The sequence below is a fragment of the Actinomycetospora chibensis genome (assembly GCF_028737215.1).
In the GTDB taxonomy this organism is placed as follows: Bacteria; Actinomycetota; Actinomycetes; order Mycobacteriales; family Pseudonocardiaceae; genus Actinomycetospora; species Actinomycetospora chibensis.
The window spans coordinates 77,783-91,224 of sequence record NZ_JAQZAM010000006.1 but is presented as its reverse complement, the minus strand read 5'-3'; the positions used below and the strand labels follow the sequence as shown (position 1 = coordinate 91,224).

At 75.7% G+C, this 13,442-nt stretch carries 13 protein-coding genes; 6 read left to right on the top strand and 7 right to left on the bottom strand.

The window, feature by feature from the left end:
- Positions 1-53: 53 nt before the first annotated feature.
- Positions 54-1,145, top strand: a complete 1,092-nt coding sequence (locus PH189_RS10900; RefSeq protein WP_274188806.1) for a class I SAM-dependent methyltransferase — start codon at positions 54-56, stop codon at positions 1,143-1,145.
- Here PH189_RS10900 and PH189_RS10895 read toward each other — a convergent pair.
- Together PH189_RS10895 and PH189_RS10890 are read right to left on the bottom strand one after the other, a co-directional pair.
- Positions 1,127-3,754: a PEP/pyruvate-binding domain-containing protein gene (locus PH189_RS10895; RefSeq protein WP_274188805.1), complete on the bottom strand. Its 2,628-nt coding sequence runs from the start codon at positions 3,752-3,754 to the stop codon at positions 1,127-1,129. The genes PH189_RS10900 and PH189_RS10895 overlap by 19 nt on opposite strands.
- Positions 3,751-4,212: a MarR family winged helix-turn-helix transcriptional regulator gene (locus tag PH189_RS10890; RefSeq protein ID WP_274188804.1), complete on the bottom strand. Its 462-nt coding sequence runs from the start codon at positions 4,210-4,212 to the stop codon at positions 3,751-3,753. Before PH189_RS10890 ends, PH189_RS10895 begins: the two co-directional genes overlap by 4 nt.
- Before the next feature lie 194 nt (positions 4,213-4,406).
- Here PH189_RS10890 and PH189_RS10885 point away from each other — a divergent pair, with 194 nt between their 5' ends.
- Entirely contained in the window at positions 4,407-4,661 is a 255-nt protein-coding gene (locus PH189_RS10885) for a hypothetical protein (RefSeq protein ID WP_274188803.1), read from the top strand.
- Positions 4,662-4,746: 85 nt separating this feature from the next.
- Here PH189_RS10885 and PH189_RS10880 read toward each other — a convergent pair whose 3' ends face one another.
- Genes PH189_RS10880 through abc-f form a run of 4 tightly spaced genes read right to left on the bottom strand, consistent with a single transcriptional unit; the run spans position 4,747 to position 8,825 of the window.
- Positions 4,747-5,403, bottom strand: a complete 657-nt coding sequence (locus PH189_RS10880; protein ID WP_274188802.1) for a response regulator transcription factor — start codon at positions 5,401-5,403, stop codon at positions 4,747-4,749.
- Entirely contained in the window at positions 5,400-6,908 is a 1,509-nt protein-coding gene (locus PH189_RS10875) for a sensor histidine kinase (RefSeq protein WP_274188801.1), read from the bottom strand. The genes PH189_RS10880 and PH189_RS10875 overlap by 4 nt, the downstream gene beginning before the upstream one ends.
- The gene (locus PH189_RS10870) at positions 6,871-7,110 is read right to left on the bottom strand and encodes a hypothetical protein (RefSeq protein ID WP_274188800.1); all 240 of its coding nucleotides are present in this window, start codon (positions 7,108-7,110) and stop codon (positions 6,871-6,873) included. Before PH189_RS10870 ends, PH189_RS10875 begins: the two co-directional genes overlap by 38 nt.
- A 56-nt stretch (positions 7,111-7,166) precedes the next feature.
- On the bottom strand, positions 7,167-8,825 hold the full coding sequence (abc-f, locus tag PH189_RS10865; RefSeq protein ID WP_274188799.1) for a ribosomal protection-like ABC-F family protein: 1,659 nt from the start codon (positions 8,823-8,825) through the stop codon (positions 7,167-7,169).
- Positions 8,826-8,977: 152 nt separating this feature from the next.
- Here abc-f and PH189_RS10860 point away from each other — a divergent pair, with 152 nt between their 5' ends.
- The 4 genes from PH189_RS10860 to PH189_RS10840 are packed head-to-tail and all read left to right on the top strand — an operon-like array spanning position 8,978 to position 12,664.
- Positions 8,978-9,868, top strand: a complete 891-nt coding sequence (locus PH189_RS10860) for a type III secretion system chaperone family protein (protein ID WP_274188798.1) — start codon at positions 8,978-8,980, stop codon at positions 9,866-9,868.
- Positions 9,865-11,463, top strand: a complete 1,599-nt coding sequence (locus PH189_RS30305; protein WP_337994147.1) for an SDR family NAD(P)-dependent oxidoreductase — start codon at positions 9,865-9,867, stop codon at positions 11,461-11,463. The genes PH189_RS10860 and PH189_RS30305 overlap by 4 nt, the downstream gene beginning before the upstream one ends.
- Positions 11,460-12,011 carry an orotate phosphoribosyltransferase gene (gene pyrE / locus PH189_RS10845; RefSeq protein WP_274188797.1) on the top strand — a complete coding sequence of 184 codons (552 nt, stop codon included), beginning with the start codon at positions 11,460-11,462 and terminating at the stop codon, positions 12,009-12,011. Before PH189_RS30305 ends, pyrE begins: the two co-directional genes overlap by 4 nt.
- Entirely contained in the window at positions 12,008-12,664 is a 657-nt protein-coding gene (locus PH189_RS10840) for a TrmH family RNA methyltransferase (protein WP_274188796.1), read from the top strand. The genes pyrE and PH189_RS10840 overlap by 4 nt, the downstream gene beginning before the upstream one ends.
- On the opposite strand, the gene PH189_RS10835 is transcribed toward PH189_RS10840, so the two are convergent.
- Positions 12,661-13,407, bottom strand: coding sequence for a DedA family protein (locus tag PH189_RS10835; RefSeq protein ID WP_274188795.1), 747 nt, complete (start codon positions 13,405-13,407; stop codon positions 12,661-12,663). The two genes, PH189_RS10840 and PH189_RS10835, sit on opposite strands and share 4 nt — an antisense overlap.
- Positions 13,408-13,442: the final 35 nt, after the last annotated feature.

Sequence of the window (13,442 nt, the reverse complement as noted above, 5' to 3'; positions counted from 1 at the left end):
GGTTCCAGCGCGGAGACAGCGCCGTGACAGGTCCATGCGTCACCGTCGACGCCATGACCACGACAGAGGACACCCCCACCCACACCACCGAGGCGTGCGCCGAGACCGTCTTCGGCTGGATCCTCGGCATGGAGCAGACCACCGCGCTCTACGTGGGCGACCGGCTGGGCTGGTTCCGCTCGCTCGCCCAGGACGGCCCGGCCACGGCGCCCGAGCTCGCCGCGCGCACCGGGACCGCCGCCCGCTACGCCCGCGAGTGGCTCGAGTACCAGGCGGTGAGCGGGATGCTCACCGTCGACGACGCGGCCGCCGCGCCCGACGATCGCCGCTTCGCGATGCCCGCCGCGCACGTCCCCGTGCTCGCCGACCTCGACAGCGAGACCGTGCTGACGCCGTTCGCGCGGATCCTCGTCGCGTCGCTGCGCCACATCGACGACCTCCTCGAGGCCTACCGGACGGGCGGCGGCGTGAGCTGGGAGGTCCTCGGCGACGACGCCCGCGAGGGCCAGGCGGAGCAGAACCGCCCGCTCCTGCGGGACGCCCTCGCCCGCGACCACCTGCCGCGGCTCGGCGAGGTCGACGCCGCGCTGCGGGCCGGCGGGCGGGTGGCCGACGTCGGCTGCGGTGAGGGCTGGTCGAGCATCGGCATCGCTCGCGGCTACCCGACGGCCCGGGTGGACGGCTTCGACGTCGACGCCGCCTCGGTCGACGCCGCGCGGCGTCACGTCGAGTCGGAGGGCGTCGACGACCGGGTCCGCGTCCACCACGCGGAGGTCGCGAGCGCCGAGGCCGGCGTCTACGACCTCGTGTGCGCGTTCGAGTGCGTCCACGACATGCCCGACCCGGTGTCCGTGCTCGCCGCGATGCGCCGGGCGGTGGCGCCGGGCGGCACCGTCCTGATCATGGACGAGAAGGTGGCGGAGGCCTTCGCCCCCGACGGCGACGAGGTCGAGCGCCTGTTCTACGGCTTCTCGCTGATGTGCTGCCTGCCCGACGGTCTGTCCACCGACGACTCGGTGGGCACCGGCACGGTGATGCGCCGGAGCACGCTCGAGGAGTACGCCCGCGCCGCCGGGTTCTCCGGCGTCGAGGTGCTCGACGACCTGGAGAACGACATCTTCCGGTTCTACCGACTGGTGGTCTGAGCCAGCGGCTCCACACGCCCGCTCGTGCCGTCGACGCGCACCTCCGCCACGCCCGTGAGGCGGGCCACGGCGTCGCGGACGCCGACGACGGCGGGCAGGCCGTACTCCCGGGCGACGACCGCGCCGTGGGAGTTCGAGCCGCCCATCTCCATCACGAGCCCGCCTGCGGTGAGGAAGAGCGGAGTCCAGCCGGGGTCGGTGGACGGGCACACGAGCACGTCGCCGGGCTCGAGACGGGCGCCCTGCGGATCGGTGATCACCCGGACCCGGCCCGTGACGGTGCCGGCCGAGGCCGGGACGCCGGTGAGCGCACCGTCGGCGGGGGCGTCCGTGGTGCCGAGCGCCTCGGGCTCGGTGCCGTCCGAGAGCACGATGCGCGGCACGTGCCGCCGCCGCAGTTCGCGCTCGTAGGTCGCGCGCCGCTCGCGCACCAGCTCGCGACGGTCCCGGTCCTCCCGGGCCTCCGACAGGCTCAGGAAGAACACGTCGTCCCCCGTCTCCAGACGGCCACGGGACGCGAGGTCGGCGCCCACCGCGGCGAGCTCGTCCCGGGCGGCCGCGAGCACCGTGACCAGCCAGTACTTCGGCAGCTCGCGCAGCCCGACGAGGTCGCGGGCCCGGTGCAGGGCCGCGGCCACGATCCGTCCGCGCAGGCCGCCGGCGCGCGCGGCCAACGCCTCGATCATCGCCTCGGCCTCCGCGGCGCTGCGGGCGAACACGACGTCCGGCGCACGCCCCTCGTCGTCGAGGCGCACGTAGTTGGCGAGCACCCCGAGCAGGTGGGTGGGGTCGTCGGACCAGCGCGGCAGGCCGAGGTCGATCTCGGCGACGGCGCGGCGGCCGTGCGCGGCGAGGAAGGCGACCAGACTTGTGGCGAGCGCCGGCGGCCAGGTGCTGCGCTGCCCGGCGAGCTCGGCGGGCGGGGTCGCGGTGAGGGCGGCGACGGTGGCGGGGTCGTCGCGTAGGCGGACGGCGAGGTCCCAGAGCGCGAGGTCCATCTCCGTGGTGACGTTGTGCGGCAGCCCGCGCAGCACGGTGCCGAGCTCGCCGGGGCGGGCGCGACCACGGAGCAGGCGGGCGGCCAGCCCGAGGGCGAGGAAGCCGGCCACCGGGGCCGCGGCGGTCCGCGGGGGCACCCGGACGAAGCGGTCGGCGAGCATCCAGCGCGCCCGCTCGACGCGTTCCACCCGGCCCGCCTCCGGCCGCCCGGGCAGGGCGTCGCCGGCCGTGCGGACCAGGGCGAACGCCCGTTCCCGGGCCCGGGCGGGACGGATCCAGGCCGCCACCACCGCGGGCGGGATGCGGTACCGGACGGCGATGCGCGCGACCCGTCGCAGCGCCGGCAGCGGCGAGCGCCGGGTGACCGAGAGCTCCGGGCGCTCGAGCTGGGTGGCGATCACCTCGGCCGACCGGGCCTCCATGACCCCGAGCACCCCGGCGGCCCCGGCGCGGCCGACCCGGCTGCGCAGGACGTCGGTGAGGTCGACGAACACGCGCTCGCCGGCCTCGGACAGGATCGGCGGGCCCTGCTCGGGGTCGTCGACCGGTGCTCCGAGCAGGCCCGCGACCCCGGAGGCGAGATGCCGGGCGGCCGACAGCCCGGCGGGGGTGAACGGGCGGAACACGCCCTGAGCCACGTTCGCCGAGAGGAAGAGCCGCAGGCCCGGGCGCCCGGGCACGAGCGGGTAGAGCGTCGTGATCGGCCGCGACTGGGTCAACCACGCGCGGCCCTCGCCGTCCAGCGCCCACTCGATGTCCTGCGGCGCGCCGAACAGCGCCTCGACCCGGCGGCCGAGGCGGGCGAGGGTCCGCGCGTCGGCGTCGTCCAGCGAAGCCGCACCGCTCGGGTGCGCCACGGCCTCGGTGCCCCCACCGGCCACGGCACGCACGACGGTCCCGCCCGCGCCCGCACGCCGGGAGACGATCTCGCCGGCCGGGTCGACGACGAGGTGCTCGGGATCGACCGAGCCGGAGACCACCGACTCGCCGAGCCCCGGCGCGGCGTCGATCACGGCCTGCCCGCGGCGTCCCGTCACGGGATCCGCGGTGAACAGCACGCCGGCCCACCGCGCGTCGACCATCGACTGGATCACCACGGCGAGCGCGACCGCGGCGTGGTCGATGTCGTGGGCGCCGCGGTAGGCGACGGCCCGGTCCGTCCAGAGCGAGGCCCAGCAGCGCCGGACCGCGTCGAGCACCGCGTCGTCGCCGACAACGTTGAGGAATGTGTCCTGCTGACCGGCGAAGCTCGCGTCCGGCAGGTCCTCGGCCGTCGCCGACGAGCGGACCGCGACCGGTCCGTCGGGGCACGTCGCCCGCACCGCGTCCGCGACCTCGTCGGGAATCGGCACCGCGAGCACCGCGGCGCGGGCCTTCTCGGCCAGCGCGCCGGCGTCGGGCTCCCCGAGGACCCCACTGAGCAGGCCGTCCAGCGCCGAGCCCACCGCCCGCCGATACGCAGCGGTGGTGAGGCAGACACCAGCCGGCACGGCGAGGCCGGCGCGCACGAGGGCCCCGAGGTTGGCGGCCTTGCCGCCGACGCGGCCGAGGGTGTCGGGATCTGTCGGGTCGACGTCCTCCAGGGGCAGGACGAGCGGTGCGTCGCTCATGGCAGGTCTCTCTTCTCTCGTCCCTGCCGGGCGGAGTCGCCGAGCAGGGTCATCGCGCGGGCCACCAGGGCCCGGTCCGCGGGGTCGAGGCGGTTCATGACCTCGAGCTGGGCCTCGGCGCGGGTGCGCTCGAGGCGGCGGAGCAGGGCGTCGCCGTCGTCGGTGAGCGCGATCCGCCGGACGCGACGGTCGGACGGGTGCTCCCGGCGTGCGACGAGACCGCGGCGCACCAGGGCGTCGACGAGGCGGCTGGTGGCCGAGACCGATCGCCCGATCCGTTCGGCGAGCCCTCCCAGGGATACCGGCTCGCCGGCGTCGAGGACGTAGAGGGTGGCGAGCTGGGTCATCGAGAGCTCGTCCCCGTCGTCGACGGTGGCGAGGAGGTCCAGCGCGAACGCGGGGATCATCGCGCGCCGCATGTCCCCGAAGCTCGTCGCGAGCCGGTCCCGCTCGTCCATCGTCATGTCCTTGCGCCCTTGCAATGAATGCAGCGATGCAAGCACTGTGTGGCCGGGCCGTCAATCGACCGTCCGCGCTGGTGAGTGCCGATGAGAAGGCCCTCACGAACCTCTCCCGAGGGCCTCACGGGCGGCGCCGACTCTGGTCCTCGCCGGGCGATCCGCCCCGGCGAGCACCCGCCCCGGAGGTTCCCGTGACCCGCTCCCGCCTCGCCCTCGTCCTCGCCACCGCCACCGCGGCCGCCGGGCTCGCGCTCACCGGCTGCGCCGCCGACGACACGGGGGTCGTCCCCGCGTCGGTGTCGGTGCCGGCCGTGCCCGCAAGCGACCCGGTCCCGGCACCCCAGCCCGCGCTCGTCGACGACGACGACGATGACGACGGCATCCGCGACCTCGACGACCGGGACGACGACCGGGACGACGACGCGGACGACGACGCGGACGACTGAGCTCTACGAGCGAGGGACGCCCTGACTGCCCGCGACGCAGCCGGGGCGTCCCTCGCTGCGGGCCCCGGGCCCCGCCGCAACCGCCTCAGGCGAGCCGGTAGCCCATCCCGCGCACGGTCGTGATGCGCTCGGTCCCCAGCTTGCGGCGCAGGTAGCGCACGTAGACGTCGACGACGTTGGAGCCCGGGTCGAAGTCGTAGCCCCAGACGCGCGAGAGCAGCTGCTCGCGGGACAGGACCTGGCCGGGATGGCGCAGGAACGTCTCGGCGAGGACGAACTCGCGGGCCGACAGGTCGACGGTCGCGCCGTCCACCGTCGCCTGCCGCGTGCGCAGGTCGAGCGACAGCGACCCGTGGCGCAGGACCGTCACCTCGCCGGGGCCGGCGTCGGCGAGCCGGCGGCGCACGCGGGCCAGCAGCTCCTCGAAGCGGAACGGCTTGGCCATGTAGTCGTCGGCGCCGCCCTCGAGCCCGGCGACGGTGTCGGCGACGCTGTCGCGCGCGGTCAGCACGATCACCGGCATCCGCGAACCCGACGCCCGCAGCTCCGCGAGCACCGCGAAGCCGTCGAGGCCGGGCAGCCCGATGTCGAGGACGAGCAGGTCGTGGTGCCCACCGAGGGCCTGGTCGCGGGCGGCGATCCCGTCCGCGACCACGGCCGTCACGAACCCGGCCGAGCGCAGGCCCTTCTCGACGAACGAGGCGATGCGCGGCTCGTCCTCGGCGATGAGGATGCTGCTCATCGGGGCGGCACCTCCGTCCCGGGGTGCAGGGGCAGGACCAGGGTGAACGTGGCGCCGGGGCCGGTCTGGCCCGGCAGGCCCGTGCCGACGCCGTCGGAGAGCTCGACGCGGCCGCCGTGCGCGGCGGCGATCGCGCCCGCGATGGCGAGACCGAGGCCGGCGCCGTCCGAGCGCCGCGTCGCCACGCTGCCGCGGGCGAACCGTGCGAAGATCCGTTCGCGGTCGTCGGCGGCGACCCCGGCGCCGGTGTCGGCGACCCGCAGGCGCAGCGACGACCGGTCCGCGTCCGCGCCGAGCACGATCCGGTCGCCCGGCGCGGTGTGGTGGGCGGCGTTGTCGGCCAGGACGAGCAGCGCCTGCGTCACCCGCTGGGCGTCGAGGTCGACGACGAGCGGTCCGGCGGGACGCAGGGCGGCCCACTCGCGGTCGGCGAGCCCCGACGCCTTGCGGAGCGTCTCCTCGAGCAGGGCCGTGACGTCGGTCGGCGCCGGCGAGACGAACTCGGGCTGCTCGGCCTTCGCGAGCACGAGCAGGTCGGTGACGATGCGGTTCATCCGCTCCAGCTCGTCGTCGACCAGGGCGACCGCCTCGCGGACGTCGGCGGGGTCGTCGACGTCGAGCACCTCGAGGTGCCCGCGCACGATCGTGATCGGGGTGCGCAGCTCGTGGCCGGCGTCGTCGACGAAGCGGCGCTGGGCGCGCGCGCCGTCCTCGACGCGGTCGAGCATCGCGTTGACCGCCCGCACCAGGGCGCCGAGCTCGTCGCGGCCCTCGGCTCCGGTCGTGATGCGGGCGGAGAGGTCGGTCTCGGTGATCGCCCGCGCGGTGTCGGCGACATCGCGCACCGGGCGCAGGATCCGGCCCGCCACCAGCCACGCCGCGCCGGCGGCGAGCAGCGCCGTCACCGCGCCGACGACGACCATGAGCGCGGCGGCCTCGTTCGTCGCCGAGCGCTCCTGGTCGGCGAAGTAGGCGACGACGATGACCCCGCGCGCCGGGTCGCCCGCGAGCGTCACCGGCACGGCGATGTAGCGGACCTCGCCGGCGGCTCCGGCGTAGCGGGCCTCCACCGGCACGGACACGGTGCCGGCGAGACGCGCGAACTCCGGGTCGTTCGCGAGCAGCACCGGGCTCTGCTGACGGCTCTGGTAGCGGAAGGCCCCGTCGAGGTAGCCGAGGAACTTCTCGTTCGGGCGCGCGAGGTTGTAGGTGATCGCGGTCTGGAGCACCTGGTCGACGGAGGCGAACGGAGCCCCGTCCGTCGGGCTGCGTCCGGAGGCGGTGAGCGCGGTGAACTCCTCGATCTCGGTGCGCAGGGCGGTGTCCATGCGGGCGTCGGTCGTGCCGATCTGCAGCCGCCAGGTCACGGCGATGACGAGGGCGAGGCTCCCCAGCACCAGCAGGAGCACCCAGGCCACGATCCGGACGCGAGCGCCCCGGGCGCGCAGGAACCGGGCGAGCTGACGATCAGCCGTCGTCGTCGGGCCCGTCGTCCGGTCCGTCATCCCCGTCCTCCTGCCCCCCGGCGGGCGGCGGGGCCACGTAGCCGTCGTCGTCCTGGTCGGGCGCCGGCACGGGCGCGCCGCCGGGGACGGACGGCACCGAGACGGGCGCGGGCGGCGGGACCTCCCCCGCGGTGTCGCAGGCGGTCGCGCCCGCGGCGAGGCCCGCGAGCAGCAGGGTGGCAGCGAGCGTCGATCGAGCCATGCGGCCACCCTCCTGGGCGTCGGTGAGCCGTGGGTGACGCCCGGATGAGAGTGCTCTCATCCACGCCGGTCGACCTCGACGACGCGCCCGGCGTCGAGGTGCCAGCCCCGGGTGGTGGCGACGCCCGCGAGCAGGCGCCGGTCGTGCGAGACCAGCAGCAGCGTGCCCTCGAAGGACGCGAGCGCGGTCTCGAGCTGTTCGATCGCGGTGAGGTCGAGGTGGTTGGTCGGCTCGTCGAGCACGAGCAGGTTCACGCCGCGGGCCTGCAGGAGCGCGAGGGCGGCCCGGGTGCGCTCGCCGGGCGAGAGCGTGTCCCCGCCGCGGTGCACGTGCTCGGAGCCGAGGCCGAACTTCGCGAGCAGAGTGCGGATCTCCGCGGTGGGCCAGCGGTCGAGCTCGGGCTCGCGGGAGAACACGTCGAGCAGCGACGTGCCGCCCGAGAGCAGGCCGCGCGCCTGGTCGACCTCGCCGACGACGACCCCCGATCCGAGCGCGGCGCGGCCCTCGTCCGGGGCGAGGCGCCCGAGCAGCACGGCGAGCAGCGTCGACTTGCCGGACCCGTTGGCCCCGGTGATCGCAACGCGGTCGGCGTAGTCGAGCTGGAGGGAGACGGGGCCGAGGGTGAACTCCCCGCGACGGACGACGGCCCCGTCGAGGGTGGCGACGACCGTGCCCGACCGCGGGGCCGTCGCGATCGACATCCGCAGCTCCCACTCCTTGCGGGGCTCCTCGACCACCTCCATGCGCTCGATCCGCCGCTCCGTCTGCGAGATCTTCGCGGCCTGCTTCTCCGAGGTCTGGCCCCGGAAGTGCTTGACGTGCTTGTCCGGGTCGGAGGCCTTCTTCCGGGCGTTGCGCACGCCCTTCTCCACCCACTGCTTCTGGGTCTGCATCCGCGCGGTCAGGGCGCCGCGCTTCTCCGCGTACTCCTCGTAGGCCTCCCGCGCGTGCCGCCGGGCCGTCTCCCGCTCGGTCAGGTACGCCTCGTAGCCGCCGCCGTAGAGCGTGACCTCCTGCTGGGCGAGGTCGAGCTCCAGCACCGAGGTCACGGTGCGGGCGAGGAACTCGCGGTCGTGGCTGACGAGCACGGTGCCCGCCCGCAGCTCGCGCACCCAGCGCTCGAGACGGTCGAGGCCCGCGAGGTCGAGGTCGTTGGTGGGCTCGTCGAGCAGGAAGACGTCGAAGCGTGCGAGCAGCAGCGAGGCGAGGTTGGCCCGCGCGGCCTGGCCTCCCGAGAGGGACGTCATCTCCGCGTCGAGCAGCTCGGTGGCGAGGCCCAGGTCGTCGGCCACCTCCTCGGTGCGCTCCTCGAGGTCGGCGCCGCCGAGGTCGAGCCAGCGCTCGAGGGCCACGGCGTAGGCCTCGTCGGCACCCGGGACGCCCTCGGAGAGCGCGGTCGTCGCGGACTCCAGGGAGGCCGTCGCGGCCGTGACCCCGGTGCGACGCCCGACGAACCCGCGCACGGTCTCGCCGGGCACGCGGGCGGTCTCCTGCGGCAGGTGCCCGATGCTGGCCGTCGCCGGCGAGACGGCGACCGAGCCCTGGTCGGGCGCCGCCAGACCGGCCAGCAGGCGCAGCAGGGTCGACTTCCCGGCGCCGTTGACGCCCACGAGACCGATCACGTCCCCGGGAGCGACGACGAGGTCGAGGCCGGTGAACAGCACCCGGGCGCCGTGCGCGGCGGCGAGGTCCCGCGCGACCAGGGTGGCACTCACGACGATCGACCCTAGCCATCCGTCGCCACCCGTTTCGGGGCTGCCTCGTGAGCGATGTTCGGGGCTATAGGACCGAACATCGCTCACATCTCCTCCGGCGCGCCGGTGACGTGCTGCACGATGGGGGGACGGGGGCGTCGTAGGCTCAGGCCGTGCCTGCCTGGGTCTGGTTCGTCATCGCGGCGTTGGCCGCGGGCGGCGGGGCGCTGCTCTTGCTCTCCGACCGCTCCCGCACCGGCGGGCACCGACGCGACCGGCGTCGGTGGGCGGAGGCGAAGAGCTGGGAGTTCGTCGACGTCGACCCCGTCCTGCCGAGTCGCTGGCGCTACGGCGCCGTGCACCAGGGCGGTCCCGGCCGCGCGCTCGACCTCGCCACCGGCGCGGTGCCCGGGCCGGGCGGCCGCCGCCTCGCACACGTCTTCGACCACGAGCAGGCCGGTCAGGTCACCGGCATCGTCGCGGCCGTCCGCGGCGTGGCGACGCTGCCCGTCGCGATCGAGCTGCGGCTCCCGTCGGCGCCGCTGCCCGACGACGCGGGGCTCGACTCGCTGGGCCAGGTCGGCGAGCGCTACGCCTTCGTCACCTCGGTGGCGCAGGCGCGACCGCTGGTGACGCCGGACGTCGCCCGCGCGGCCGACCTCGTCGGCGAGGACGTCCCGTTGCTGTGGGCCGAGGACACCTGGGTGCTCGCCACCATCGAGCCCGGCGCCGACCCCGACCGCGTCCAGAACCTGCTGCAGGCCCTCGTCGAGGTGTCCGTGGCGCTCGAGGACGCGGCGGGCGGCGCGGATCCCGACCGGGGCGACGGCTGGTCCGAGGGCGGCTTCGGGGCCTACGACGCGTCGGGTGAGGACCGGCCCGTCGACGCCGACCCCGGGGACGCCGACCCCGTGGACGCCGACCCCGGGGACGCCGAGCCCGAGCCCCGTCCCGAGGCCCAGCCCCGCCCGACCCACCGCGACCGTCCGGCGGACATCCCCTACGACATCGAGGACGACGAGTTCGGGCCCGGCGCCCGCAGCAGCTCGTCCTCGGGGCGGTGAGCGGAGCGACCCCGCGCCGCACCCTCGTGACGGGTGCGGACACGGACCTGGGCCGCGCCTTCGTCCGCCGCCTGCACGCCGCGGGCGACGAGCTCGTGCTCGCGGGCGGGGAGCGCGCCGCCCTCGAGGCGCTCGCCGACGAGCTGTCCGGACCGCGCCCCGAGGTCCTGCCCGGTGACCTCGCCGACGAGCTCGACCTCGACCTCGTGGTGCGCCGGCTCCTCACCGGCACCCGCCCGATCGATCTGCTCGTCGTCGGCCCCGCCCCGCCGAGCACCCGCGCGCTGCCCGAGGCCGGCGTCGCCGAGGTCCGGGCCGCGCTCGACCGCAGCGCCGGCGCCGTGCTGGCGCTCCTGCGGGCCGCGCTGCCCGGGATGATCTCCCGCCGCCACCCCGGTCCCGGTGGGGCGATCACCGTCACCGGCCCGGCGGGCTACCTGCCGGTGCCCGGCCCCGCGGGGCTCGACGGCGCCGCCCAGGCCTACATCGGGATGCTGACCGAGGCGCTGGCGCACACGTTCTCGCGCGACGGGCTCGCCCTGACCACGGTGTGCCCGACCCCGCCGCACGTCGAGAAGGAGCGGTGGCGGCTCGCCGGCGCGATGCCGCTGCACGTCGCCCCGCCCGACGCGGACGCGGTGGCCGCCGCCGCGCTCGCCGACCACGCTGCCGGCCGTGCGCTCTGCGTGCCCGGTGTCGGCCCGCGGGCCCTGGTGGGCGTCTCCCGGCTCGTGCCGTTCCCTGCGGTGCGGGTGGCCGCCGGGCTGCGGCGCGGATCCCTGCCCCAGGCGCTGCGGGGCCGCCGCGGGCCCCGGGGCGCGCGGCCCGCCGGCACGGCGCTGGTCACCGGGGGCAGCTCCGGCATCGGGGCCACGTACGCCGAGCACCTCGCGTCGGCGGGCCACGACCTCGTGCTCGTCGCCCGCGACGCCATCCGTCTCGAGGACGTCGCCGACCGGCTGCGCGCGCAGGCCGTGCGGGTCGACGTGCTCGTCGCCGACCTCGCGACGGCCGCCGGCCGCGCCCGGGTCGCCGAGCGCGTGGCAGCCCCGGAGCGCCCGATCGACCTGCTGGTGAACAACGCGGGGTTCGCCACCGCCGGCGAGTTCGTCGACACCGACCCGGCCGCACTGCGGGCGAACTACGAGGTCAACATGGCCGCCGTGCTCGAGCTGACCGCCGCGGCCCTGCCCGGCATGGTCGCCCGCGGGCGCGGGGACATCGTCAACATCTCCAGCGTCGCCGGGTTCCTGCCCGGGCGCGGCTCGGTGTACAGCGCCGGCAAGTCCTACGTCACGGCGCTCTCGCGCACGCTCGCGCTGACGCTGGTCGACACCGGCGTGCGGGTGATGGCCCTGTGCCCCGGTTACACCCGCACCGAGTTCCACGCCCGGCTGGGCCAGGAGCGCTCCGGCCCGGAGTGGCTGTGGATGGATGCGGACGAGGTCGTCGCCGAGGGCATGGCGGACCTCGAGGCCGGGAAGGCGGTGTCGGTGCCGGGCGCGGTGTACAAGACGATCGTCGGCGTGACGCGGGTGATGCCGCGCGCGCTGCTGCGGGCCCTGGCCGCCCGATCGGCATCGGGTCGCGGATGACCAGCCCCGCGGTCGACCCCGACGCCCGCGCGCGGCTCGCCGCGCTGGTCACCGAGCTCGCCGTCGTGCACGGGCGGGTCACGCTGTCCTCGGGCCGCGAGGCCGACTACTACGTCGACCTCCGCCGGGCCACGCTGCACCACGAGGCGGGCCCGCTGATCGGGCGCCTCGTGCGCGAGCTGACCGCCGACTGGACCTACGACGCCGCCGGGGGACTCACGCTGGGCGCCGACCCGGTCGCCCTCGCCGTGATGCACGCCCCGGGTGCGCCCGTGGACGCCTGCGTCGTGCGCTCGGCGGCGAAGACCCACGGGATGCAGCGGCGCATCGAGGGGCCCGACGTCGCCGGCCGCCGCGTGCTCGCCGTCGAGGACACCTCGACCACCGGCGGCAGCGTGCTCACCGCCGTCGACGCGCTGGTGGAGACCGGTGCCGAGGTGGTCGGGGTCGTCACCGTCGTCGACCGGGGCACCGGCGCCACCGAGGCCGTCGAGGCCCGCGGCCTGGCCTGCCGATCGCTGCTCGGGCTGGCCGACCTGGGGCTGTGACCACTCCCGACGAGCCCGGCCCCACCGAGTGGCGGACGGGCCCCGAGCCGGTGGGGGTGGGACCGTGGCCGGGCGGGCCCGCCGCGTGGCCCGACGACCCCCGCTACGACCCGGCGCTGCTCGCCGAGGGCGATCGGCGCAACGTCGTCGACCGCTACCGCTACTGGCGCCGCGAGGCCGTGGTCGCCGACCTCGACCGGCGCCGTCACCCGTTCCACGTCGCGATCGAGAACCTCCACCACGACGCGAACATCGGCACGATCGTGCGCACGGCCAACGCGTTCGCCGCGGCCGCGGTGCACATCGTCGGGCGGCGGCGCTGGAACCGGCGCGGCGCGATGGTCACCGATCGCTACCAGCACGTCCACCACCACGCCGACGTCACGGCGCTGCTCGCCTGGGCGCGGGCCGACGACCTCACGGTGGTCGCCGTCGACAACGGGCCGGGGGCGACGCCGTTGGAGACCGCGGTGCTGCCGCGGCGCTGCGTGCTGCTGTTCGGTCAGGAGGGCGTGGGCCTGACCGCGGAGGCGGCGGCGGGCGCCGACCAGGTGCTGGCCATCGCCCAGTTCGGCTCGACGCGCTCGATCAACGCCGGCGTCGCGGCGGGGATCGCCATGCACGCGTGGATCCGCGCGCATGCGGAGCTCTAGCCGTCGGCACGCCGGGTGTCGATGACCTGCGTCGGCTCCTCGCTCGCGCCGTCGAGGACGTCCTCGGCGAGGCCCTGGGCACCGAGCTTCTTCTCCCGGCGGGCCTTGATCACCTCGAAGGCGATCGGCAGCACCGAGATGAGCACGACCAGGATCAGCATCAGCTCGATGTTGTCCCGCACGAACTGGATCTGGCCGAGCGCCGCCCCGAGCAGGGTCACCCCGGCCGCCCACGCGACGCCGCCGATCGCGGAGAACGTGAAGAACCGCTTGGCGTCCATCCGTCCGACGCCGGCCATGACCGTGATGAACGTGCGCACGATGGGCACGAAACGGCCCAGCACGATCGCGCGGTTGCCGTACTTGTCGAAGAACGCCTGGGTGCGGTCGACGTTCTCCCGCTTGAACAGCCGCGAGTTCGGCTTGTCGAAGATCGCCGGCCCGGCCTTGCGCCCGATGTAGTAGCCGCAGACGTTGCCGAGGAACGCGGCGACGACGAGCAGGACGCAGACGAGCCACAGCGGGGTGTCGATGAGGCCGGTGACCACCGCGAGCCCGGTGATGAACAGCAACGAGTCGCCCGGGAGGAAGAACCCGACCAGCAGCCCGCACTCGGCGAAGATGATCAGGCACACGCCCGCGAGGGCCCAGGGGCCCAGCCATTCGATGATGAACTGCGGATCCAGCCACTCCGGTCCGAGGGCCTGCACCGAGGTCGTCGCGGCGGCGAGAGTGGTCGACACGTGTCAAAACGGTACGCGGCGCGCCTCGTCGCGGG

What these genes read in the sequence shown, in the direction of transcription:
- PH189_RS10900 (WP_274188806.1), top strand. Translation starts at nt 54, where the DNA reads ATGACCACGACAGAGGACACCCCCACCCACACCACCGAGGCGTGCGCC.
- PH189_RS10895 (WP_274188805.1), bottom strand. Translation starts at nt 3,754, where the DNA reads ATGAGCGACGCACCGCTCGTCCTGCCCCTGGAGGACGTCGACCCGACA.
- PH189_RS10890 (WP_274188804.1), bottom strand. Translation starts at nt 4,212, where the DNA reads ATGGACGAGCGGGACCGGCTCGCGACGAGCTTCGGGGACATGCGGCGC.
- PH189_RS10880 (WP_274188802.1), bottom strand. Translation starts at nt 5,403, where the DNA reads ATGAGCAGCATCCTCATCGCCGAGGACGAGCCGCGCATCGCCTCGTTC.
- PH189_RS10875 (WP_274188801.1), bottom strand. Translation starts at nt 6,908, where the DNA reads ATGACGGACCGGACGACGGGCCCGACGACGACGGCTGATCGTCAGCTC.
- PH189_RS10870 (WP_274188800.1), bottom strand. Translation starts at nt 7,110, where the DNA reads ATGGCTCGATCGACGCTCGCTGCCACCCTGCTGCTCGCGGGCCTCGCC.
- pyrE (WP_274188797.1), top strand. Translation starts at nt 11,460, where the DNA reads ATGACCAGCCCCGCGGTCGACCCCGACGCCCGCGCGCGGCTCGCCGCG.